The organism is Reyranella humidisoli (assembly GCF_019039055.1).
Classification (GTDB): domain Bacteria; phylum Pseudomonadota; class Alphaproteobacteria; order Reyranellales; family Reyranellaceae; genus Reyranella; species Reyranella humidisoli.
The window spans coordinates 680831-701513 of sequence record NZ_JAHOPB010000002.1; the positions used below are offsets into that span (position 1 = coordinate 680831).

The window sequence follows — 20683 nt, forward strand, 5'->3', positions numbered from 1 at the left end:
CATTAGCCAAGGCATCTCCGTCAGGCTTCAGGCGGGCGGGTGGGCGCAGGCTTCCAGGAGCGGAGGAGCAGCCAGCCGCCGAGACCGAAGCCCAGCACGCTACCCAGCGGCAGGCCGACAGCGACACCGCCCATCGCGGCCGAGCCCTCGAACGAACCGCCGATCGCGGTGAAGAGGAGGCCGAGCCCCATGGCCATCACGCCGGCGCCGATACAGGCGCCGACCAGAGCCGCCAGCAGGGCGACCAGCCAGCGGATCAGCGCAGGCTCGCGTTGATCTTGTCGAGCGCCGAGGTGCCCGGGCACAGCTCCGGGGCGTTCAGCGTGTTCAGCGGCACGTCGACCGTGTTGAGGTTGGCGTGCAGGTCGCTCGGCACGGGATCGACGTAGAGCAGGCCGGTCACGACCTCGCCGGCGTGCATGCCTTCCTGGATGCGCTTCATCGCCGAGACCTTGTCGGACGGATCGTAGTCCTCGCCGAGCTTACGCAGCCGTAGGATCGAACCGTCATGCTGCTGCACCGTCTTCGTCGTGCCGGGTTCGTAGGAGGTGGTGATCTCCTCGCGGCTCTCGATGAAGTCGATCCGGTTCAGCGCCTCGTTGTGCTCGCGCACGTAATCGTAGCTCTTGGTCGAGCCCGGATGGTTGTTGAAGGCCACGCACGGGCTGATGACGTCGAGGAAGGCCGCACCCTTGTGATCCATCGCCGCCTTGATCAGCGGCACGAGTTGGTGCTTGTCGCCGGAGAAGGAGCGGCCGACGAAGGTGGCGCCCATCAGGATGGCCAGCGACACCATGTCGATCGAGGAGTCTGAGTTGGCGACGCCCTTCTTGCTGATCGAGCCCTTGTCGGCAGTGGCCGAGAACTGTCCCTTGGTCAGGCCGTACACGCCATTGTTCATGACGATGTAGGTCATGTTCACGCCGCGGCGCATGACATGGGCGAACTGGCCGAGGCCGATCGAGGCGGAGTCGCCGTCGCCCGACACGCCCATGTAGATCAGGTCGCGGTTGGCGAGGTTGGCGCCGGTCATCACCGACGGCATGCGGCCGTGCACGGTGTTGAAGCCGTGGCTGGCGCCCACGAAGTAGGTCGGCGACTTGGACGAGCAGCCGATTCCCGAGAGCTTGGCGACCTGGTGGGGCAGGATGTCGAGCTCGTAGCAGGCCTGGATGATCGCGGCGCTGATCGAATCGTGGCCGCAGCCGGCGCAGAGCGTCGAGACGGCGCCCTCATAGTCGCGTCGGGTGTAGCCGGCCTTGTTCTTGACCAGCGACGGATGATGGAGGCGGGGCTTTGCGATGTAGGTCATGACGCGGCCTTGTCGAACGAGACAATCTTGAACTGACCGAGCTTGGTGGCGATGTCGGTCGCGATGAAGCGCGCCGTGATCGGCGTGCCGTCATAGTGCAGGACGGGCACGATCTTGCGGGCGTCGAGCGTGTATTCGCTGAGCAGCATGGTGCGGAGTTGGCCGTCGCGGTTCTGTTCCACGATGAACACGCGGTCGTGCTCGTGGATGAAGTCTTCGACGCTCTGCGCGAACGGGAAGGACCGCACGCGCAGCGCGTTGACGTGATGGCCCTCGGCCTCGAGATGGTCGAGCGCTTCGTCCATCGCCGGGCTGGTCGAGCCGAAATAGATCACGCCGAAGCGGGTCGGCTTGGGTGAGGAATAGCGCAGCGGCTGCGGCGCGATCTTCTTCGCGGTCTCCCACTTCTTCTGCAGCCGCTCCATGTTGCGCACATAGACCGGCCCTTCCTCCGAATAGCGCGCGTACTCGTCCTTGGTCGTGCCGCGCGTGAAGTAGGAGCCCTTGGTCGGGTGCGTGCCGGGATAGGTGCGGAACGGGATGCCGTCGCCGTCAACGTCGAGGTAGCGGCCGAAATTCTTGCCCGCCTCGAGATCCTCGGCGGTCATCACCTTGCCGCGGTCGAGGACGCGGTTCTCGTCCCAGGCAAACGGCTTGCACAGGCGATGGTTCATGCCGATGTCGAGGTCGGTCATAACGAACACCGGAGTCTGGAGCCGGTCGGCGAGGTCGAGCGCGTCTGCGGTGAACTCGAAGCACTCGCGCGGATCCTCGGGGAACAGCAGCACGTGCTTGGTGTCGCCGTTGGAGGCGTAGGCGCAGCCCAGCAGGTCCGACTGCTGCGTGCGCGTTGGCATGCCGGTCGAGGGACCGCCGCGCTGGACGTTCACCAGCACCGCCGGCACTTCGGCGAAGTAGGCGAGGCCGATGAACTCGGTCATCAGCGAGATGCCGGGACCGGAGGTCGCAGTGAAGGAGCGCGCGCCGTTCCAGGCGGCGCCGATCACCATGCCGATCGAGGCCAGCTCGTCCTCGGCCTGCACGATGGCGTACTTGGCCTTGCCGGTTTCCTTTTCGTGGCGGAACTTCTTGCAATGGGCCTGGAAGGCCTCGGCCAGCGACGAGGACGGCGTGATGGGGTACCAGGCGCAGACCGTGGCGCCGCCATAGACGGCGCCCAGCGCGGCGGCGCTGTTGCCCTCGACGAAGATGCGGTCGCCGACATTGTCGGCATGCCGAACCTTGATCTTCACCAGGTCGGGATCGACATGCTGCTTCACCCAGTCACGGCCGAGGTTCATCGCCTTGACGTTCGAGTCGATCAGCTTTTCCTTGCCCTTGAACTGCTCGCCGAACAGCCGCTGGATCTCCTTCTCGTCGATGTCGAGCAGCACCGAGAGCGCGCCGACATAGATGATGTTCTTGAAGAGCTGCCGCTGGCGGGCATCGGAGTAGGTGGCGTTGGTGATCGCCGTCAGCGGCACGCCGATCACGTTGATGTCCTCGCGGAACATCGACGACGGCATGGGCTTGGTCGAGTCGTAGAACAGGTAGCCGCCTGGCGTGATCTCCTTCACGTCCTCGGCCCAGGTCTGCGGATTCATGGCGACCATCATGTCGACGCCGCCGCGCCGTCCGAGATAACCCTTCTCGGTGACGCGGACCTCGTACCAGGTCGGCAGGCCCTGGATGTTCGAGGGGAAGATGTTGCGCGGGCTGACGGGGACGCCCATGCGCAGGATCGACCGGGCAAAGAGTTCGTTGGCCGAGGCCGATCCGGATCCGTTGACGTTCGCGAACTTGACGACGAAATCGTTAACGGCGGCTATTGCTTGCGGCATGCGTGCTCCGCGTGTGTCATTTCGATGTAATACTTGCGCATATCCCATGCGCCCGTGGGGCAACGTTCGGCGCACAGCCCGCAATGCAGGCAGACATCCTCGTCCTTGACCATGACGCGCTTCGTCTTGAGGTCGCCGCCGATGTAGAGGTCCTGCGTCGGATTCATCGCCGGCGCCGTCAGGTTCAGGCGTAGTTCCTTCTCCTCGGCGTTCTCGGTGAAGGTGATGCAGTCCATCGGGCAGATGTCGACGCAGGCATCGCACTCGATGCAGAGCTGGCCGGTGAACACCGTCTGGACGTCGCAGTTGAGGCAGCGCTGGGCCTCCTTGAAGGCGAGCTGCGGGTCGAAGCCCAGCTCGACCTCGGCCATGATGTCCTTCAGCGCTTCCTGCTTGGGGCGATGCGGGACTTTCAGGCGATGGTCGATGGTGGGAGCGTTGTCGTAGCTCCACTCGTGGATGCCCATCTTCTGGCTGGCGACGTTGACGCCGGGGGCGGGACGCTCCTCGGGGTTCTCGCCGATCAGCATCTTGTGGATCGAGGTCGCCGCCTCGTGGCCGTGCGCGGCCGCCCAGATGATGTTCTTCGGCCCGAACGCCGCGTCGCCGCCGAAGAACACCTTCGGATGCGTGCTGGCGAAGGTCTTTTCGTTGAGCTGGGGCAGGCCCCACTTGTCGAACTCGATGCCGGCGTCCTTCTCGATCCAGGGGAAGGCGTTCTCCTGGCCGATCGCCACCAGCACGTCGTCGCACTCGTGGAATTCGTCGGGCTCGCCGGACGGGACCAGCGAGCGACGGCCCTTGTCGTCGTACTTGGCGACCACCTTCTCGAACAGCACGCCCTTGATCTGGCCGCCCTCGTGGCGGACTTCCTTCGGGACGAGCATGTTGAGGATGGGGATGTCCTCGCCGATCGCGTCTTCCTTCTCCCAGGGCGACGCCTTCATCTCCTCGAAGCCGGAGCGGACAATCACCTTCACGTCGTCGCCGCCGAGACGGCGGGCGGTGCGGCAGCAGTCCATCGCGGTATTGCCGCCGCCCAGCACGATCACGCGCTTGCCGACCTTGGTGATGTGACCGAACGAGACCGAAGACAGCCAGTCGAGGCCGATATGGATGTTGGCGGCCGCTTCCTTGCGGCCCGGCACGTCGAGATCGCGGCCGCGCGGCGCGCCGGAGCCGACGAACACCGCGTCGTAGCCTTCGGCGAGGACGGCCTTCAGCGAGTCGACGCGCTGGTGGCGGAATTCGACGTTGCCGATGCCGGTGATGTAGCCGACTTCCTCGTCGATCACCGATTCGGGCAGGCGGAAGTGAGGGATCTGCGTGCGGATGAAGCCGCCGAGCTTGGGATCCTGGTCGTAGATCACCACTTCGTAGCCCAGCACGGCGAGGTCGCGCGTGACGGTCAGCGAGGAGGGACCGCCGCCGATGCAGGCAATGCGCCTGCCGTTCTTCTCCCCCGCCTTGGGCATCTTGGAATTGATGTCGTCATCGTCCTTGTAGTCGGCCGCGACGCGCTTCAGGCGGCAGATCGCGACGGGCTCCTTCTTGCCCTTGACCAGCGTCTCGTCCTCGACGCGACTGCGCCGGCACGCCGGCTCGCAGGGACGGTCGCAGGTCCGGCCCAGGATTCCCGGGAAGACGTTGGACTTCCAGTTGATCATGTACGCATCGGAATAACGTCCGTGCGCGATCAGCCTGATGTACTCGGGGACTGGCGTGTGGGCGGGACACGCCCACTGGCAATCGACGACCTTATGGAAGTAGTCGGGATTGGCGATATCTGTCGGCTTCAACATAAACTCCAGGCGGCGGCGGGAGCGCAGACACTCAGGTAAATGACAATTTAGATTACTCTAAAAGGGCGCGCATTGGGGGATTATTACCGTCCAGCGTCAAGGGCTAACCGCTTGCAACAACGTGCAAAATCCCCTCACAACGCACAGGGGTTTTAGCGCGGCGCTCAACGAGCGGGGCGGTAGGCGCTGGGGGACACGCCCGATGCTCTGCGGAACATCGCGCTGAAGGCGCTCACGCTGTCGTAGCCAAGATCGAGCGCGACGTCGGTGACGGCCTGGCCGCCGCTGAGACGTCCCATCGCTTCGAGCACGCGCGCCTGCTGCCGCCACGCGCCGAAGGTGAGGCCGGTCTCCGTTACGAACAGCCGGGCGAGGGTGCGAGGGCTTGCATTCGCCGATCCCGCCCAGTGTTCGAGCGTCCGCTGGTCGCCGGGCGCCGCCAGCAGGGCCGAGCAAAGTCGCTGGAGCCGCTTGTCGCGCGGCATCGGCAGATGAAACGGCAGCGATGGCTCGTGGTGCAGTTCGTCGAGGATCAGCGCCTCGACATGGCCCGCGGCGCCTCGTTCGTCATAGTGCACCGGCATTTCGGTCGCGCGCACGATCAGCTCGCGCAGCAGGGGAGAGATGCGCAGCACGCGGCAGACCTCGGGCATGCCGGCCGCCGCGTCCTGCCGCAGATAGAGAGTGCGCATCGTCACGTCGCCCGACATCACGATCGAATGGCGCACGCCCGGCGGCATCCACAGGGCGCGCTGCGGCGGCACCACCCAGACGGCTTCCTCCGTGGAAATGCGCATCGTTCCGGCGGTGGCATAGATCAACTGGGCGCGGCGATGGCGGTGCGGCGCGATCTCGAAACCGTCGGCGAAGTCCTTGGGCATGGCCGCGACCGCGCGCGGGACGCCCTGGTAGTCCTCGGGGTTCGTCGAGCGCAGGGCGGCTTGGCTATTTTGCGACATTAATTGGCAATCTAGCGCAAGACAGACAGGCGGGCCATCTCTAGTCTGGCGGCTCTGGAGGAACGAACAAGATGAGCCACGGAAGCCCCACCTCTATCCTGCTCAACATCGGCCACGCCATGGATCACTGGATCCTGGTGGTCTTCGCCTATTCCTGGGGCGTCATTGCAGGCGTCTGGGGCGTTGAGTGGACCGAGCTCACGCCGTTCAACTACGGCGCGCTCTTCATGTTCGGTGCCGGCTCGATCGTGAGCGGTCGCCTCGGCGACCATTGGGGCCGCTGGATCATGATGGTGATCTTCTTCGCCGGCATGGGTGTCTCGGCCCTGATCATCGCGCTCTGCACCAACAAGTGGCAGATCGGCGCAGCGCTCACCCTGATGGGCGCCTTCGCCTCGATCTACCATCCGGTCGGTATCCCGATGCTGGTCCAGAAGGCCAAGAACCCCGGCTTCACGATCGGCGTGAACGGCCTGGCCGGCAACATGGGCATCGCCATCGCCGCCGGCCTCTCCGTCTACATTGCCCAGCGTTTCGGCTGGCAGGCGGCGTTCATCATCCCGGGCGTCATCTGCCTGATCTGCGCCGTCGCCTTCGTGGCGCTGGTGCCGCGCGAGGAAATGGCGCCTGCCAAGCGCAAGGCCAAGATGCTCGACCTGCCGCCGTCGGTCATGGCGCGCGTATTCGCCATCATGACCTTCACCGCGGTGACCGGCAGCATCATCTTCAACTTCACGACCAACGGAAACGGCGAGCTGCTGGCCAATCGCGCCAAGAACATCGCGCAGGATCCGGCGATGCTGGCGACGATGCTATTCGTCATCTTCTCGCTGGCCTCGCTGGCGCAGCTGGTGGTCGGCAAGCTGATCGACCGCTATCCGCTGAAGAACATCTACCTGCCGATCGTGCTGCTGCAGGTGCCGCTGTTCCTGATCGCCTCGCAGGTCGAGGGCTGGGCTCTGTTCGTGACCGCCATCGCCTTCATGCTGCTGGTGTTCGGGGCCATTCCGTTCACCGATGCGATGATCGTGCGCTACATCGACGACCGCATGCGCAGCCGCGTCACCGGCGTCCGCCTGGCGATCGGCTTCGGCGTCAGCTCCTTCGTCGTCGCGCTGATTGGACCGCTGGTGAAGGATGCGGGCTTCCCGGTCCTGTTGTCGGTTCTGGCGGGCGTGGCCTTCTGCTCCTTCCTCGCCCTGTCGATGCTGCCCAGCGAGAAGGACGTGCACGCCATCGCCACTGCGCCCAAGCCAGCCGAATAACCCGCTTCGCTTGACGAACAACGGCCGCGCCCGGATTGCGCGGCCGTCGCGCGTTTGCGATCCTGCTTTCCAAGAAACAGATCACGGGTAGGATCATGCTCAAGAGACGGACTGTGCTGGCGGGTACTGCCGGCTGGACCATCATTGGCGCCTCCGCGGTGCGGGCGCAGGCCTGGCCCAGCCAGCCGATCAGGCTGGTGGTGCCCTATGTTGCCGGCGGTTCGACCGACACGGCCGCGCGCATCGTCGCCGAGAAGCTGACCGGGCTGCTCGGCCAGCAGGTGATCGTCGAGAACAAGGGCGGCGGCAACACGATCATCGGCATGGATGTCGTGGCCAAAGCGAAGCCCGACGGCAATACGCTGCTGCTGGGCGCCGCGACGATGGCCACCAACGTCGCCCTGGGCCTGAAGCAGCCGTTCGATCCGCTGAAGGACTTCCAGATGATCTCGACTCTGGTCGACATCCCCGATCTCCTGGCAATCGATGGCAAGGCGCTGCCGGCAAAGAATTACGCCGAGTTCGCGGAATGGGTGAACAAGCAGCCGCAGCGCGTCCGCTACGCCACGTCGGGAATGGGCAACCAGCCGCATCTGTGGGGCGAGTTGTTCCGCACGCGCAACAAGCTCAACCTCGAGAGCGTCAGCTACAAGGGGGCGGCCGATGCCTTGCGTGATGTGATGGGAGGGCATTTGCCCATCATGATCGACGTCGTGCTGCCGACGGGGACGCACGTCGCGGCGGGACGCCTCATCGGTATCGCGGTGGCCTCTCCCGAGCGCTCGACCGTGTGCCCCGACGTACCGACGGTGGCTGAACTGGGAATGAAGGACCTGGAGAGCGCGGCCTTCTTCGGGCTCGTCGGACCTGCCGGATTGCCGGCGCCCATCGTCGAGAGGCTGAATGCCTCCTGCCTCGAAGTCCTGAAGGATCCGCCGGTGAAGAAGAGATTCGCGGAACTCGGCTTTTTCAGCACCGGCAGCACGCCACAGGCCTATCTCGATCGGGTCAGGTTCGAGACGGAGCGCTGGACCAAAGTCGTCAAGGACAACAACATCAAGGTCGAAGGATAGCGTTCATGGCGTCAGCGTCGGCCGTCCCGGTCCCTTCCTCCCATCTCGACGCCGCACGCGACGCCGAACCCGCAACCAGGGCCGCGAACGCCGCGATGGCGTCGCGGCTGCCGTTCTCGGACAAGGCGGACTTCGAGGCCGCGAGGAAAGGATTGATCGCCGAAGTCCCGGACGGAGTCGTGCGCACGGGCGGCGGCACGGTTCTGTGGAACCTGGGCGAATACGCCTTCATCGACGGCGAGCTGGCGCCAAGTACGGTCAATCCCAGCCTGTGGCGCATGGCCCGGCTCAACCTCGCCAACGGCCTGTTCAAGGTGACGGACCGGCTCTATCAGCTCCGCGGCTTCGACATCGCCAACCTGACGGTGATCGAAGGCGACAGCGGGCTGATACTGATCGATCCGTTGACGACCGCCGAGGTCGCGCGCGCGGCGCTCGAACTCTATTACGCCTACCGGCCGCACAAGCCCGTGGTCGCGGTGATCTACACCCACAGTCACATCGATCATTACGGTGGCGTGCGCGGCGTCGTCGACGAGGCCGACGTGAAGGCGGGGAAGGTCAAGGTGATCGCGCCGGCCGGCTTCATGGAGGCCATCTCAGGCGAGAACGTGCTGGCGGGAGCGCCGATGTCGCGGCGCGCGCAGTTCCAGTTCGGCACGATGCTGCCGCGCGGCGCGCGCGGGCAGGTCGATGCCGGTCTCGGCAAGAGCGTGGCACGCGGAACGCCCGGCCTGATCGCGCCGACCCAGTCGATCGCCAAGGCGGTCGAGACACACATGATCGACGGCATCGAGATCGTCTTCCAGCTCGCGCCGGAGACCGAGGCGCCGGCCGAGATGCACATGTTCTATCCGCAGCTCGGCGTGCTCAACATGGCGGAGAACGCCTGCCCGCTGCTGCACAACTTCATCCCGCTGCGCGGCGCGGTGGCGCGCGATCCGCGCATCTGGGCCAAGTATATCGGCGACGCGATCGCGATGTACGGGCCGAAGACGAAGGTGCTGATCGGCCAGCATCACTGGCCGACCTGGGACAACGCGAAGATCATCGACTACCTCGAGGCGCAGCGCGATCTCTACAAGCACATCCACGACCAGACGCTGCGCTACATGAATCGCGGCTGGCGGCCGGCCGAGATCGCCGAGGTGATCGACCTTCCGCCGGGGCTCGCGGAGCGATGGTCGGCGCGCGGCTACTACGGCTCGGTGAGCCACAACGTGAAGGCGGTCTATCAGCGCTATCTCTCCTGGTACGACGGCAACCCCTGCAACCTGCACCCGCTGCCGCCTGCGCCGGCCGCCGCCAAGTTCGTCGAGTACATGGGCGGCGCGGCCGCAGTAATCGAAAAGGCGCGTGCCGACTTCGCCAGGGGCGAGTTCCGCTGGGTCGCCCAGGTGATGAAGGAAGTCGTCTACGCCGAGCCCCAGAACAAGGAGGCCCGCGCCCTTTGTGCCGATGCCCTGGAGCAGATGGGTTACCAGGCCGAGTCGGCGACGTGGCGCAACGCCTTCCTCTACGGTGCGCAGGAACTGCGCCATGGCGTCTTCCAGATGCCGGTGCGACCCGGCATGGGCGCCGACACGCTCGCGGGGCTCACCAGCGACGTCTTCTTCGACCTGATGGCGATCCGTCTCGATGCCGCCAAGGCCGCGGGGCAGTCGCTGGTCGTCAACTGGCGCTTCACCGATCGCGGCGAGACGCTGGTGCTGACCTTGAAGCACAGCACGCTCACTCACCGCATGGGGGAGACGGCGGCCAATGCCGACGTTTCCGTCACGACGACGCGGGCCACGATGGACCAGATCGTGATGCGCAAGCTCACCATTCCCGATGCCCTTGCGAGCGGTGCGTTGAAGCTCGAAGGAGAGATCCCGAAGCTGGGCGCGCTGTTCGCGATGATGGACCCGCCGACGGGAATGATGTTCGACATTCTGACGCCGGGAGATGGTCGCTGACGCGAAACGCTTGACAGAAGCTCGCGCGGCCCCTGTGATGCGGACAAGAAAACGCGTACAGCGTGCAGTCACGGGGAGGAGAGATCATGACCATGGGTATTGGGCGTCGCCTGTTGGGCGGCGTAGTCGCTGCGGCGGCTGTATTTGGCATCGTGGGCAGCGCTGCCGCCCAGGAAAAGAAGATCAAGATCGGTGTGATCTATGACCTGACCGGCCCGTTGGCCGGCGGCGGCTCGGAACTACAGTATATCGGCGCCAAGATCATGATCGACAACTTCATCAAGGCGGGGGGCGTCGAGGGGTACAAGATCGAGGCCGTCTATGCCGACGCCCAGAGCAAGCCCGACGTCGCCATCAACGAGGCCGTCCGCCTCGTCGAGCAGGAAAAGGTCGACATGTTGCTCGGCTTCTACTCCTCGGCACAGTGCGTGCCCGTGGCGGGCCGCGTGGAACAGCTCAAGAAGTTCATGTGGATCACGACCTGCATCTCCTCGGCGGTGCTCGACGGCAAGAACTACAAGTACGTCTTCCGCCCGCAGGCGAGCGGCGATCAGTTCGGCTTGATGACGATGGACTTCATCAGCCAGAACGTCGCCAAGTTCGGCAAGACGGCCAAGGAACTGCGCGTCGCCATCATCCACGAGGACGGCGCCTATGGCGTCGACGTCGCCAAGGGCAATGATGCGGGCGCCAAGAAGGCGGGCTTCAACGTCGTGCTGAAGGAAGGCTATGCAGCCACTGCACCCGACCTCTCGGCGCTGGTCACCAAGCTGAAGCGGGCACGGCCGGACGTGGTCTTCCACACCGGTTACAATCCCGACATCACGCTTCTGCTGCGCCAGGCGCGCGAGCAGGGGCTGAAGTTCGGCGCATTGGTGGGCCATGGCGCCGGCTACGGCGTCTATGAGAAGTTGAAGGAAGGCCTCGGCGCCGACGTAAACTACTTCTTCAATACCGATCCCATTTCGATCTGGTTGACCAACTCCAAGACGCTCGATCCCAAGCTGCCGCCGGTGATCAAGATGGTCGGCGAGGAGTTCGACAAGGCGAAGCCTGGTGTTGCCATCCGTTCGGCGCATGTCGGCATGGCCGCGTCCAACACCTATTTGTTCTTCACCTCGGTGTTGCCGGTCGCCATCAAGAAATACGGTGGTGTCGATCCCGAGTCGCTGCGCAAGGCCGCTCTCGATCTGGACATCAAGGAAGGCGGCACGATGCTGGGCTTCGGCGTCAAGTTCCCCGCGGAGGGCGCCCAGATGGCGGGTCAGAACGAGCGTTCGTTCCCGGTCGTCATCCAGTACATCGACGACAAGTCGTACGTGGTGTGGCCGAAGAGCCAGGCGATGCGCGACGCCGTGCTGCCGCTGCCCAAGGGCACTACCTACAGCAACCAATAGGTCGAGCATTGGGTAAAGCGGAGTAGCGGCCGTGCTGGCGGTAAACGGGCTGGTGAAGCGATTCGGTGGCTTCACCGCCGTGAACAATGTGTCTTTCGAGGTCGAGAAGGGAGAGATTCTCGGCCTGATCGGCCCCAACGGATCAGGCAAGAGCACGATCTTCAACATGCTGTCGGGCACGTTCCCGCCCTCGGCAGGGTCGATCAAGTTCGACGGTACCGAGATCGCGGGACTGCCGCCTCACAAGATCATCAACCGCGGCATCGGGCGCACGTTCCAGATTCCGCGGCCCTTCCGGCGGCTCTCGATTTTCGAGAATGTGGCATTGGCCGGATTCTACGGGCAGGGAAGCCATAGTCGCATCCAGGCCTATGAAGCCGCCGAGAAGGCGCTTGCGATGGTCGGCCTCCCGACCGACCGGGATGCGAGTGTCGATGGCCTCGGCGCGGCGGGCCTCAAGAAGCTCGAACTGGCCAAGGCGATCGCCACCGGGCCGAAGCTGCTGCTGGCCGACGAAAGCCTCGGTGGTCTCGATGAAGCCGAGATGGACCAGGCGGCCGACATGCTGCGCAAGATCCGCGACGAGCTCGGCGTCACCATCATCTGGGTCGAGCACATCATGGGCGTGCTGATGCGCGTGGTCGACCGCGTCATGGTGCTCGACCATGGCGAGAAGATTTCCGAGGGCCTCCCGAGCGTCGTGTCGAGCGATCCGCGTGTTGTCGAGGTTTATCTCGGCACCGACGCGGATGCGACGCAGGCCGCCGCGGCCGAATCGCGGCGCTCGAGGGATCCATGAGCGAAGCCAGGCAGATGCTCGAACTCAAATCGATCGACGCGGGCTATGGCGCCTTTCAGGCTTTGTTCGACGTCAACCTCAACGTGAAGGCGGGCGAAGCGGTGGGCGTGATCGGCCCGAACGGCGCCGGCAAGACGACGCTGATGCGTGTGATCTCCGGGTTGATTCGCCCCACCAGGGGATCGATCGGCATGGAGGGTGTCGACGTGCTCGCGACGCCGCCGCACCGCATCGTCGGCCTCGGTATCGCCCACGTCCCGGAAAACCGCCGGCTGTTCCCGAGATTGACCGTCGAGGACAATCTGAAAATGGGCGCGTTCATGCCCGAGGCACGTGCCAAGTATGCCGAACGGTTGGAAGTCGTGTACGACCTGTTCCCCCGCATGAAGGAACGTCGCGCCCAGTTGGCGGGTACGATGTCCGGCGGCGAGCAGCAGATGTGCGCGATCGGCCGCGCGCTGATGTCCGATCCCAAACTGCTCCTGCTCGACGAGCCGTCGGCCGGCCTGGCGCCCGTGGTCGTCCAACAGGTCTTCGAACTGGTGAAGCGCATCAGGAGCGGCGGGCTGACGGTGCTGATCGTCGAGCAGAACGTCCAGCAGGTGCTGCGTGTCGTCGACCGCGCCTACCTGCTCGAGGCCGGCTCGATCCGCGCGTCGGGCACCTCTGCCGAGATGCTGGCGAACGACACGGTCAAGCAGGCCTATCTCGGTGTTTAATCGATGTTCAGCGGCACGATGAGGAGCGGTTGATGCAGTCATTCCTCGAAATTTTCGATATCTACCTGCTCGAGGCGATGGTCAACGGCATCCTCCTGGGCGGAGTTCTTGCCCTGCTGGCGCTCGGCCTCAACCTGATCTTCGGTGTCATCGACGTCACTTGGATCTGCTACGCCGAACTGGTCATGGTCGGCATGTACGGCATGTACTACCTCGTTCAGTACTATGGCGTTTCGTACTATTTCGCCGCCCCGCTCACGATCCTGCTGGTCGCGGTACTCGGCGCGCTTCTGCATTGGCTGGTGATTTCGCCGCTTCTGGGTGCGCCGCCGATCAACCAGCTCCTGGCAACCGGCGGCGTGCTGTTCGTCCTGCAGAGCTTCGCCACGGTCGCCTTCGGCATCGACTTCCGCAACCTTGGGATCCGCCTGCCGGTGTTGCAGTTCGCGGATATGCATTTCAGCTACTCGCGCCTGCTTTCCTTCATTGCCGCCCTTGTAGGCATGGTCGTGATCTACCTGTTCATGACGCGCACCTACACCGGCACGGCGATCCGCGCGATCGCCCAGGATCGCGAGATCATGGCGCTGATGGGCGTCGACACGAAGAAGATCTACCTCGTCACCTCTGCACTGGGCGGCGGCCTGGCCGGGCTGGCGGCTTGTCTTCTGGTGTTGCAGTACGACGTCCATCCCTTCGTAGGCCTTTCGTTCGGCCCGATCACGTTCCTGATCTGCGTGCTGGGCGGACTGGGCAATTTCGTCGGCGGCTTCGTCGCGGCCTTCCTGTTCGCCGAAATCATCTCGCTGGGCAGCCTGTTTTCCGACCTCGAGTGGGGCTACGTGCTGGCCTTCGCCTTCTTCATCGTCATGATGTTCGTCCGCCCCGGCGGATTGCTCGCGAGGCGCCAGTGATGTCCCTCGTCAATTTGCGTCAGATCGTTCCCTGGATCGTCGGCGCCCTGCTGATCGCGCTGCCGTTCCTCAATCGCGATCCATATCACCTTCACATCCTCGTCCTGATACTCATCTGGTCGTTTGCCTACACCTCGTGGTCGATGATGGGGCGGTTCGGGCTAGTCTCGCTGGGGCACGGGGGATTCATGGGCGTCGGGGCCTACGTGACGGCCCTGCTGTGGAATCATCTTGGCGTTTCGCCCTGGATCGGGATCCCGATCGCCCTGGTCTGTGCGGGCGCCCTGGCCCTGATCGTGGCATATCCCTGCTTCCGCTTTCGCATCACCGGGCACTACTTCGCTCTCGTTACGCTGGCGCTCTCAGGAATCGTGCTGCAGATCATCACGGCAACGCGCGACTACACCGGCGGCTCGCTGGGCTACACGCCTGAGCGGACCAAGGGTAGCCACCTCGCTGCGCTCCAGTTCGACGACAAGACGACCTGGTATCTGATCGCTCTGGGCGTCTGGGGGGTGGGGTTGCTGATCTGGCGCTGGGTTGACCGCAGTATGGACCGCTATGCGCTGGAGGCGATCTCGGAGGACGAGGACGCCGCCGCGGCCGCCGGCGTCAACGTCACGTTCGAGAAGCTCAAGATCACGGTGATCAGCGCTCTCATGACCGCGATGGCCGGCGCGCTCTATTGCCAGTACCAGATGTTCATATCGCCCGATACGGTCAGCGGCATCGCAATTTCGTTGCAGATGGTATTCGCCGTCGTGGTCGGGGGCATTTACGTCGCGCTGGGGCCGACCGTCGGGGCCATCATCACGATCATGCTGACCGAGGTGCTGCGCATCGGGTTCGGGACCAAGGCGGTCGGCTGGGACAACCTTGTCTACGGCGTCCTGCTGGTCCTGTTCATCATCTTCCTCCCCAAGGGTATCCTGGGCAGCTTGCTTGCGTGGCTGAAGTCGCCTAGCAAGCACAAGGATGGATGAGTTCGATTTCGTCGTTGTAGGGGCGGGGTCCTCCGGCGGCCCGATCGTTGACCGGTTGACCGCGGGCGGGCGCTATTCCGTGCTGTTGCTGGAGGCCGGCCCTGATGCCAGGAGCCGCTGGCTGTCGATTCCGGCCGGTTTCGCCAAGACCTTTCTCGATCCCGCCGTGAACTGGAAGCTCAGGACAGAGGCCGAGCCCGAGCTTTGCGGTCGGCGGATCTATTGGCCGCGCGGCAAGGTGATCGGTGGCTCCAGCGCCATCAACGGTATGGTCTATATCCGCGGCCTCGCCTCGGATTACGACCATTGGCGCCAGATGGGCAACGAAGGCTGGTCGTTCGAGGACTGCCTGCCGTATTTCCGGCGTCTCGAAGGATACGCCGATGGCGAGACCGCGCTTCGCGGCGGCAACGGGCCGGTCAAGATCACCCAGAGGGACTACGTCAACGAGCTAGGCGATACGTTCCTGGCGGCCTGCACCGAGGTCGGCCTGGATTCCAACGACGACTTCAACGGGGCCGAGCAGATCGGCGCCGGCTACTATCACGCCACGGCGAGCGATGGCCGGCGCAACTCGACGGGCCGAGCCTATATCGCGCCCGCCCGCCGGCGCTCCAACTGCAAGGTCGTGACCGGGGCCGTCGTCGAACGCGTGATGATCGAAGACGGTCGCGCCGTCGGCGTCGCCTTCAACGTCCGCGGCAGGAGCCGGCTCGCCCGGGCGCGTCGTGAGGTCATCCTCAGTGCCGGCACCGTCGGCTCGCCGCAGATCCTGCAGCTTTCGGGAATCGGGGCCGGGGCCCATCTCTCGTCCCTCGGCATTCCCGTCATCCGCGACCTGCCGGGTGTGGGTGAGAACCTGCAGGACCATTTCTGCGTCCGCTCGACCTACAAGACCTGGTGGCGCCTGACCTTGAACGACGACTTCAGCACGTTCCCCCGGCGTGTCAGCGCGGCGTTTCTCTATGCCCTGGCGCGGGTCGGACCGCTCACGGCGATGCCGGCTTTCGCGGGCGCTTTCGTGAAGCTCCTGGAGCAGTCGTCGGAACCCGACACCCAGATCCATTTCTTCCCCTGGTCGGTCGACCGCATGGACACGGGGCCGCACCCGTTCTCCGGCTTCACCATCCTGGCGAACCAGTCGCGCCCCGAGAGCCGCGGCCACGTCCGGATCACCTCACGCGACGCTGCGACACCTCCGGCGATCATGGCCAACTACCTGTCGACCGAGACCGACCGGCAGGCGGTCATCGCCGCCGGCAAGTTCGAGCGTCTTCTGGCCCGCAGTTCCGCGCTGGGCCGCATCATCACCGACGAGATGCTTCCGGGTGTCGAGGTCTGGTCCGACGATGATTTCCTCGACTATGCGCGCCGTGAGGGCCAGTCGGCCTACCATCCGGTCGGTACCTGCCGCATGGGGCACGATGCCGAGTCGGTGGTCGATCCGCAGTTGCGGGTGCACGGGATCAGGGGCCTGCGCGTGGCCGATGCGTCGGTGATGCCTACACTCGTGTCGGGGAACACCAACGCCGCCTGCATGATGATCGGCGAGAAGGTCTCAGACCTGATCCTGGCCGCCGCGCAGCGATAGCGCGGCGATCGCCAGCGGCGCGGCACGGCCGCGGATCGACAGGGTCGGCAGTGGCTCGGCCTGCAGTCCGGCTGGAAGGCGAACGAGCGCCAGCAGTTCGGCCGAGACCAACACGTCACGGTGCAGGGACTTGGAAGCCTCGAGCAGCCGCGCGGCAACGTTCAGCGTGTCGCCGACATAGGCGATCTCGCGGCGCACATCGCCGATTTCACCGGCGACGATCTCTCCGCAATGAAGGGCGGCCCTGAACTCGGGGACAACGCCGAAGCGGTCGCGGTAACGCGCGGCGTTGCGGACCATGAAGTCGCGGGCGAAGAAAGGACAGGTCAGGCAGTCGCCCTCGCTCAGCGCGGGGCCGGCTGGCCAGGTCAGGATCGCCTCGTCGCCCACGTACTTGTGGATCTCCGCATCGCATTCCAGCGCGGCATCGGCGACATCGCGGAAGAAGGCGTTGAGCAACTCATGGAAGCGGATTGCGCCGAGCTTTTCCGCAAGCCCCGTCGAATCCTTCATGTCGATCAACAGGAAGGCCTTCTGCTCGCGTCTGGGCCGGGCGTAGCGTCCGACCAGCAGGTTCTTCAGCGTGCCGAAGCCCAACAGGCGACCCGTCTCCACGACGAGGTTGCCGAACACGGACATGCCGATGGCGAAGAGGACGGAATTGCTGAAGCTCGGAGCGAAGATGATGACGTCCGAACTGCCGATCGACATGATCAGGCGCGACAGGATCAGGCCGGCAACGATGACGACGCAATAGAACAGCACCTTGACCAGGAAATATCCGGCAAGCGGCATGCGCCGCATCCAGCCGAGCGCGTTGATGCGTGCACGCCGCACTTCGAAGAACACGATCGGCGTGGCGATCAGCAGCGAGGTGAGGATGCCCTGCAGCATGCCCCTGACTGCCGGCTCGTCGGCTGGCGCCACAGCGTAGCCGAAATAGGCGCTGAGCGCGGCGCTGGCCAGGCTGATCCACAAGACAATCCGCCATTCGCGGTGGTTGCGCCGCGATAACTTCATCAGCCAGGCAGCCCCGCACGATCGAGCGCCCGTTTGAAGGTCGCATGGTCGACATTGCCGCCGGAGCAGACGACGGCGACGGCCCGGCCCTTCACCGGCAGCTTGCCCGTGAGTGCCGCGGCCAGTGCCACGGCGCCGCCCGGTTCGAGCACCAGCTTGAACTCGCGGAAAGCGACTTCCATCGAATCCAGCACTTCCTCGTCCGTCACCACGAGGCCCGGCCCCAGCACCTGCTGCGCCAGCGGGAACGTGACGTCGCCTGGCGTGGGTGCCAGCAGGGCGTCGCAGATCGAGCCCGAGAGCTTTTCATTCTTCTGCTTCGTTCCCGCCGCCAGCGAGCGGGCGAGATCGTCGAAGCCGGCCGGCTCGCCGGCATGGACGCTCGTCGTCGGGCTGAGGCCCTTGACGCCCAGCGCCACGCCGGTCGCCAGCCCGCCACCGGAGCAGGGCGCGGCGACCGCATCGAGCGTGACGCCCAGCGCCTTGGCCTGTTCGGCGATTTCGATGCCGGCCGTTCCCTGGCCGGTCAGGATCCAGGGATGATCGTAGGGCGGCACGATGGTGGCGCCGGTCTTCGCGGCGATGCCCTGGCCGATCTCCTCGCGGCTGTCCTTCACGCGATCGTAGAGCACGACCTCGGCGCCGCTCGCACGCGTGTTGGCCACCTTGAGCGCGGGTGCATCGGCCGGCATGACAATGGTGGCCTTTACGCCCAGCAGGCGCGCCGCCTCGGCCAGACCCTGGGCGTGGTTGCCCGACGACCAGCCGACGACGCCCCTGGCGCGATCGGCCTCGGTCATGGAGGCGAGGAAATTATAGGCGCCGCGCAGCTTGAACGAGCCGGTGCGCTGCAGGCACTCGGCCTTGAGGAACAGCCGGCCGCCCAGCTTGCGGTTGACGCGCTCGTTCTCGAGCAGCGGCGTGCGGATCGTCACGCCATCGAGGCGGCGGGCGGCGGCCTGGACGTCGGCAAAGGTCGGAAGCGCAGTCATCGGGGAACACCAATCAGGTCGGGGAGGTCGGAAAGGTCGCGTACCTGGGCGGCCAGCACGCCCGGCAGTCTGTCGTCCGGCGCACCGGTCCGGTTCACCCAGACGGTACGGAAGCCGAATTGAGCGGCACCGTGGGCATCCCAGCAGTTCGACGACAGGAAGCACACTTTGTCGGGCGTTACGCCGAAGTGTTTCTCGACGAGGCGATAGACGCGTGGATCGGGCTTGAACGCCCCGACCTCATCGACGCTCAGCACCGCCTCGAATTGATTGGCGAGTTTCGATGCCGCGACCATCGGGTCGAGCATGCCTGGATTGCCGTTGGACAGGATCGCGCTGCGCATGCCGGCGCGTGACAGGCAGGCCAACATGCCGGGGACTTCGGGGAAGGGATCGAGCGCCAGGTAGGAGCCCATCAGCCGCTCGCGCACCGCGGGATCGGCAATGCGGTGCGTGGCAAGGGAATGGTCGAGCGCTTCGCCTGTCACCTGCCAGAACGGCGCATAAGCGCCCATGGCGTTGCGTAGCCACGTGTACTGAATCTGCTTCTGCCGCCACATCTCCGACAGCGTTTCGGCGGAAGGCCCGACCGCCCTGCGATGCCGCGCCACCGCTGAATTGAAGTCGAACAGCGTGCCGTAGGCGTCGAAGACGCACATCTCGATGCCGGGCAGGGCAGCGGCCATTCAATTGCTCCAGGAGGTCGTAGACCGTAGGCTAACAAGCATGTTCATCGCCATCGTTCAAATCCCCATGTCCAAGAGGCCGCGGGACGCCGCCGTCGAGGCCGCGCGAAAGTCCGCGCCCACCTACACCGCGCTCGGGGCCAAGGGCCTGTTGCGGAAGTATTACCTCAACGGCGAGGCGGGCGGCGGCGGAGTCTATCTCTGGGAATCGGAGGCGGCGGCGCGCGCCTGGTACACGCCGGAGTGGGAGACGCGCATGGAGACGGCGTTCGGCGCCAGGCCCACCGTCACCTACTATGACAATCATGTCGTGGTGGACAACGAGACGGGCCAGGTCCGCGTCGACGGCTGAGCCGCGCTCCGAAGAAAATTTCAGGGAGGATTAAGATGCAGAAGCGCAAGCTCGGCCGGACGGGCCTTGAGGTTTCGGTGCTGGGCTACGGCGCCGGCGCGGTGGGCGGCCTGTTCACCAAGGGCGCGGCGAACGATCAGGAGCGTGCCGTGGCGCGCGCGATCGAGGCCGGCGTCAACTATTTCGACACGGCGGCACGGTATGGCGACGGCGAGTCGGAGCGCAATCTAGGCCGCGTGCTGAAGGCATTGAAGGCCGATGTCGTCGTCGGCACCAAGTTCCGCCTGACTGCCACGGATCGTGCCGACGTCGCGGGCCTGATTGTCCGGTCGACCGAGGAGAGCCTGAAGCGGATGGGCCGCGACCATGTCGACCTGCTGCAGCTCCACAATCCGCTGGCGGCCGTGGACGGCGGCGACTCTCTCGACGTCGAGATCGCGCTCAACGAAGTGGTGCCCGCGCTGGAGAAGCTGCGCAGGCAGGGCAAGACGCGCTTCATCGGCTTCAGCGGCGTCGGTGAACCCGCCGCGCTCCTGAGGGCCGTCGACTCGAAGCTCTTCGACACGGTGCAGGTCGTCTACAACGCACTGAACCCCAGCGCCGGCGGCCCGATGCCCAAGGGCGCACCCGGCCTCGACTACGGCCGCCTGCTCGATCGCGCCAGGGCCGCCGACATGGGCACCATCGTCATCCGCGCGCTGGCTGGCGGCGCGCTCGCCGGCACCGCCGACCGTCATCCGCTGGCGCAGCAGCAGGTCCCGCCGATCGGGTCGGCCCCGGACTTCGCGGGCGACGTCGCGCGCGCACAGAAGTTGGAGCCGCTGGTAAAGGAAGCAGGCGTCGCAAGCCTCACCGAACTCGGCGAACGCTTCGTGATTTCACACCCGAACGTGTCGACGATGCTGGTCGGCTACTCGACGATCCAGCACCTCGAAGAGGCGATCGCGGCAGTGGAGAAGGGGGCATTGCCGTCCTCTGTCGTGCAGCGCATCTCAGGATAGTTGCGCTCGCCCGCCAGCG

General features: G+C 65.2%; 19 protein-coding genes. 11 read left to right on the plus strand and 8 right to left on the minus strand.

Annotated features, from left to right (window positions below):
- Nucleotides 1–20: 20 nt before the first annotated feature.
- From KQ910_RS21680 to KQ910_RS21700, 5 genes are all read right to left on the minus strand, one after another.
- Entirely contained in the window at nt 21–305 is a 285-nt protein-coding gene (locus KQ910_RS21680; protein WP_216965163.1) for a hypothetical protein, read from the minus strand.
- Nucleotides 257–1312 carry a 2-oxoacid:ferredoxin oxidoreductase subunit beta gene (locus KQ910_RS21685; protein ID WP_216965165.1) on the minus strand — a complete coding sequence of 352 codons (1056 nt, stop codon included), beginning with the start codon at nt 1310–1312 and terminating at the stop codon, nt 257–259. Before KQ910_RS21685 ends, KQ910_RS21680 begins: the two co-directional genes overlap by 49 nt.
- Nucleotides 1309–3153 carry a 2-oxoacid:acceptor oxidoreductase subunit alpha gene (locus KQ910_RS21690; protein WP_216965167.1) on the minus strand — a complete coding sequence of 615 codons (1845 nt, stop codon included), beginning with the start codon at nt 3151–3153 and terminating at the stop codon, nt 1309–1311. Before KQ910_RS21690 ends, KQ910_RS21685 begins: the two co-directional genes overlap by 4 nt.
- Nucleotides 3138–4952: an FAD-dependent oxidoreductase gene (locus tag KQ910_RS21695; RefSeq protein WP_216965169.1), complete on the minus strand. Its 1815-nt coding sequence runs from the start codon at nt 4950–4952 to the stop codon at nt 3138–3140. The genes KQ910_RS21690 and KQ910_RS21695 overlap by 16 nt, the downstream gene beginning before the upstream one ends.
- A 167-nt stretch (nt 4953–5119) precedes the next feature.
- Nucleotides 5120–5914: an AraC family transcriptional regulator gene (locus KQ910_RS21700; protein WP_216965171.1), complete on the minus strand. Its 795-nt coding sequence runs from the start codon at nt 5912–5914 to the stop codon at nt 5120–5122.
- A 71-nt stretch (nt 5915–5985) separates the two neighbouring features.
- On the opposite strand from KQ910_RS21700, the gene KQ910_RS21705 reads away from it, so the two are divergent.
- From KQ910_RS21705 to KQ910_RS21745, 9 genes are all read left to right on the plus strand, one after another.
- The gene (locus tag KQ910_RS21705) at nt 5986–7179 is read left to right on the plus strand and encodes an MFS transporter (RefSeq protein ID WP_216965173.1); all 1194 of its coding nucleotides are present in this window, start codon (nt 5986–5988) and stop codon (nt 7177–7179) included.
- 95 nt (nt 7180–7274) lie between these two features.
- A complete protein-coding gene (locus tag KQ910_RS21710) occupies nt 7275–8252 on the plus strand; it encodes a Bug family tripartite tricarboxylate transporter substrate binding protein (RefSeq protein WP_216965175.1) in 978 nt (325 codons plus the stop codon).
- Nucleotides 8253–8257: 5 nt separating this feature from the next.
- Nucleotides 8258–10210: an alkyl/aryl-sulfatase gene (locus KQ910_RS21715; RefSeq protein WP_216965177.1), complete on the plus strand. Its 1953-nt coding sequence runs from the start codon at nt 8258–8260 to the stop codon at nt 10208–10210.
- Between the two features lie 92 nt (nt 10211–10302).
- Nucleotides 10303–11607 carry an ABC transporter substrate-binding protein gene (locus KQ910_RS21720; RefSeq protein WP_439653336.1) on the plus strand — a complete coding sequence of 435 codons (1305 nt, stop codon included), beginning with the start codon at nt 10303–10305 and terminating at the stop codon, nt 11605–11607.
- A 31-nt stretch (nt 11608–11638) separates the two neighbouring features.
- Nucleotides 11639–12406 (plus strand): ABC transporter ATP-binding protein, encoded by a 768-nt coding sequence (locus KQ910_RS21725; RefSeq protein WP_216965181.1) that lies wholly within the window; start codon nt 11639–11641, stop codon nt 12404–12406.
- 14 nt (nt 12407–12420) lie between these two features.
- Complete coding sequence (locus tag KQ910_RS21730; RefSeq protein WP_216965831.1) at nt 12421–13125, plus strand: ABC transporter ATP-binding protein; 705 nt, start codon at nt 12421–12423, stop codon at nt 13123–13125.
- Nucleotides 13126–13157: 32 nt separating this feature from the next.
- On the plus strand, nt 13158–14039 hold the full coding sequence (locus KQ910_RS21735; protein WP_216965186.1) for a branched-chain amino acid ABC transporter permease: 882 nt from the start codon (nt 13158–13160) through the stop codon (nt 14037–14039).
- Complete coding sequence (locus tag KQ910_RS21740) at nt 14039–15022, plus strand: branched-chain amino acid ABC transporter permease (protein WP_216965188.1); 984 nt, start codon at nt 14039–14041, stop codon at nt 15020–15022. The genes KQ910_RS21735 and KQ910_RS21740 overlap by 1 nt, the downstream gene beginning before the upstream one ends.
- Nucleotides 15015–16613 carry a GMC family oxidoreductase gene (locus tag KQ910_RS21745; protein WP_216965190.1) on the plus strand — a complete coding sequence of 533 codons (1599 nt, stop codon included), beginning with the start codon at nt 15015–15017 and terminating at the stop codon, nt 16611–16613. Before KQ910_RS21740 ends, KQ910_RS21745 begins: the two co-directional genes overlap by 8 nt.
- Here the strand turns inward: KQ910_RS21745 and KQ910_RS21750 are convergent.
- Genes KQ910_RS21750 through KQ910_RS21760 form a run of 3 tightly spaced genes read right to left on the minus strand, consistent with a single transcriptional unit; the run spans nt 16581 to nt 19311 of the window.
- Entirely contained in the window at nt 16581–17591 is a 1011-nt protein-coding gene (locus KQ910_RS21750; RefSeq protein ID WP_216965191.1) for an adenylate/guanylate cyclase domain-containing protein, read from the minus strand. The genes KQ910_RS21745 and KQ910_RS21750 overlap by 33 nt on opposite strands.
- Before the next feature lie 41 nt (nt 17592–17632).
- Nucleotides 17633–18625 (minus strand): threonine ammonia-lyase, encoded by a 993-nt coding sequence (locus tag KQ910_RS21755; RefSeq protein ID WP_216965193.1) that lies wholly within the window; start codon nt 18623–18625, stop codon nt 17633–17635.
- Nucleotides 18622–19311: a haloacid dehalogenase type II gene (locus tag KQ910_RS21760; RefSeq protein WP_216965196.1), complete on the minus strand. Its 690-nt coding sequence runs from the start codon at nt 19309–19311 to the stop codon at nt 18622–18624. Before KQ910_RS21760 ends, KQ910_RS21755 begins: the two co-directional genes overlap by 4 nt.
- A 67-nt stretch (nt 19312–19378) precedes the next feature.
- On the opposite strand from KQ910_RS21760, the gene KQ910_RS21765 reads away from it, so the two are divergent.
- Both KQ910_RS21765 and KQ910_RS21770 read left to right on the plus strand, forming a co-directional pair.
- Nucleotides 19379–19663, plus strand: a complete 285-nt coding sequence (locus tag KQ910_RS21765; RefSeq protein ID WP_216965200.1) for a monooxygenase — start codon at nt 19379–19381, stop codon at nt 19661–19663.
- 35 nt (nt 19664–19698) lie between these two features.
- A complete protein-coding gene (locus KQ910_RS21770; RefSeq protein WP_216965202.1) occupies nt 19699–20664 on the plus strand; it encodes an aldo/keto reductase in 966 nt (321 codons plus the stop codon).
- Nucleotides 20665–20683: the final 19 nt, after the last annotated feature.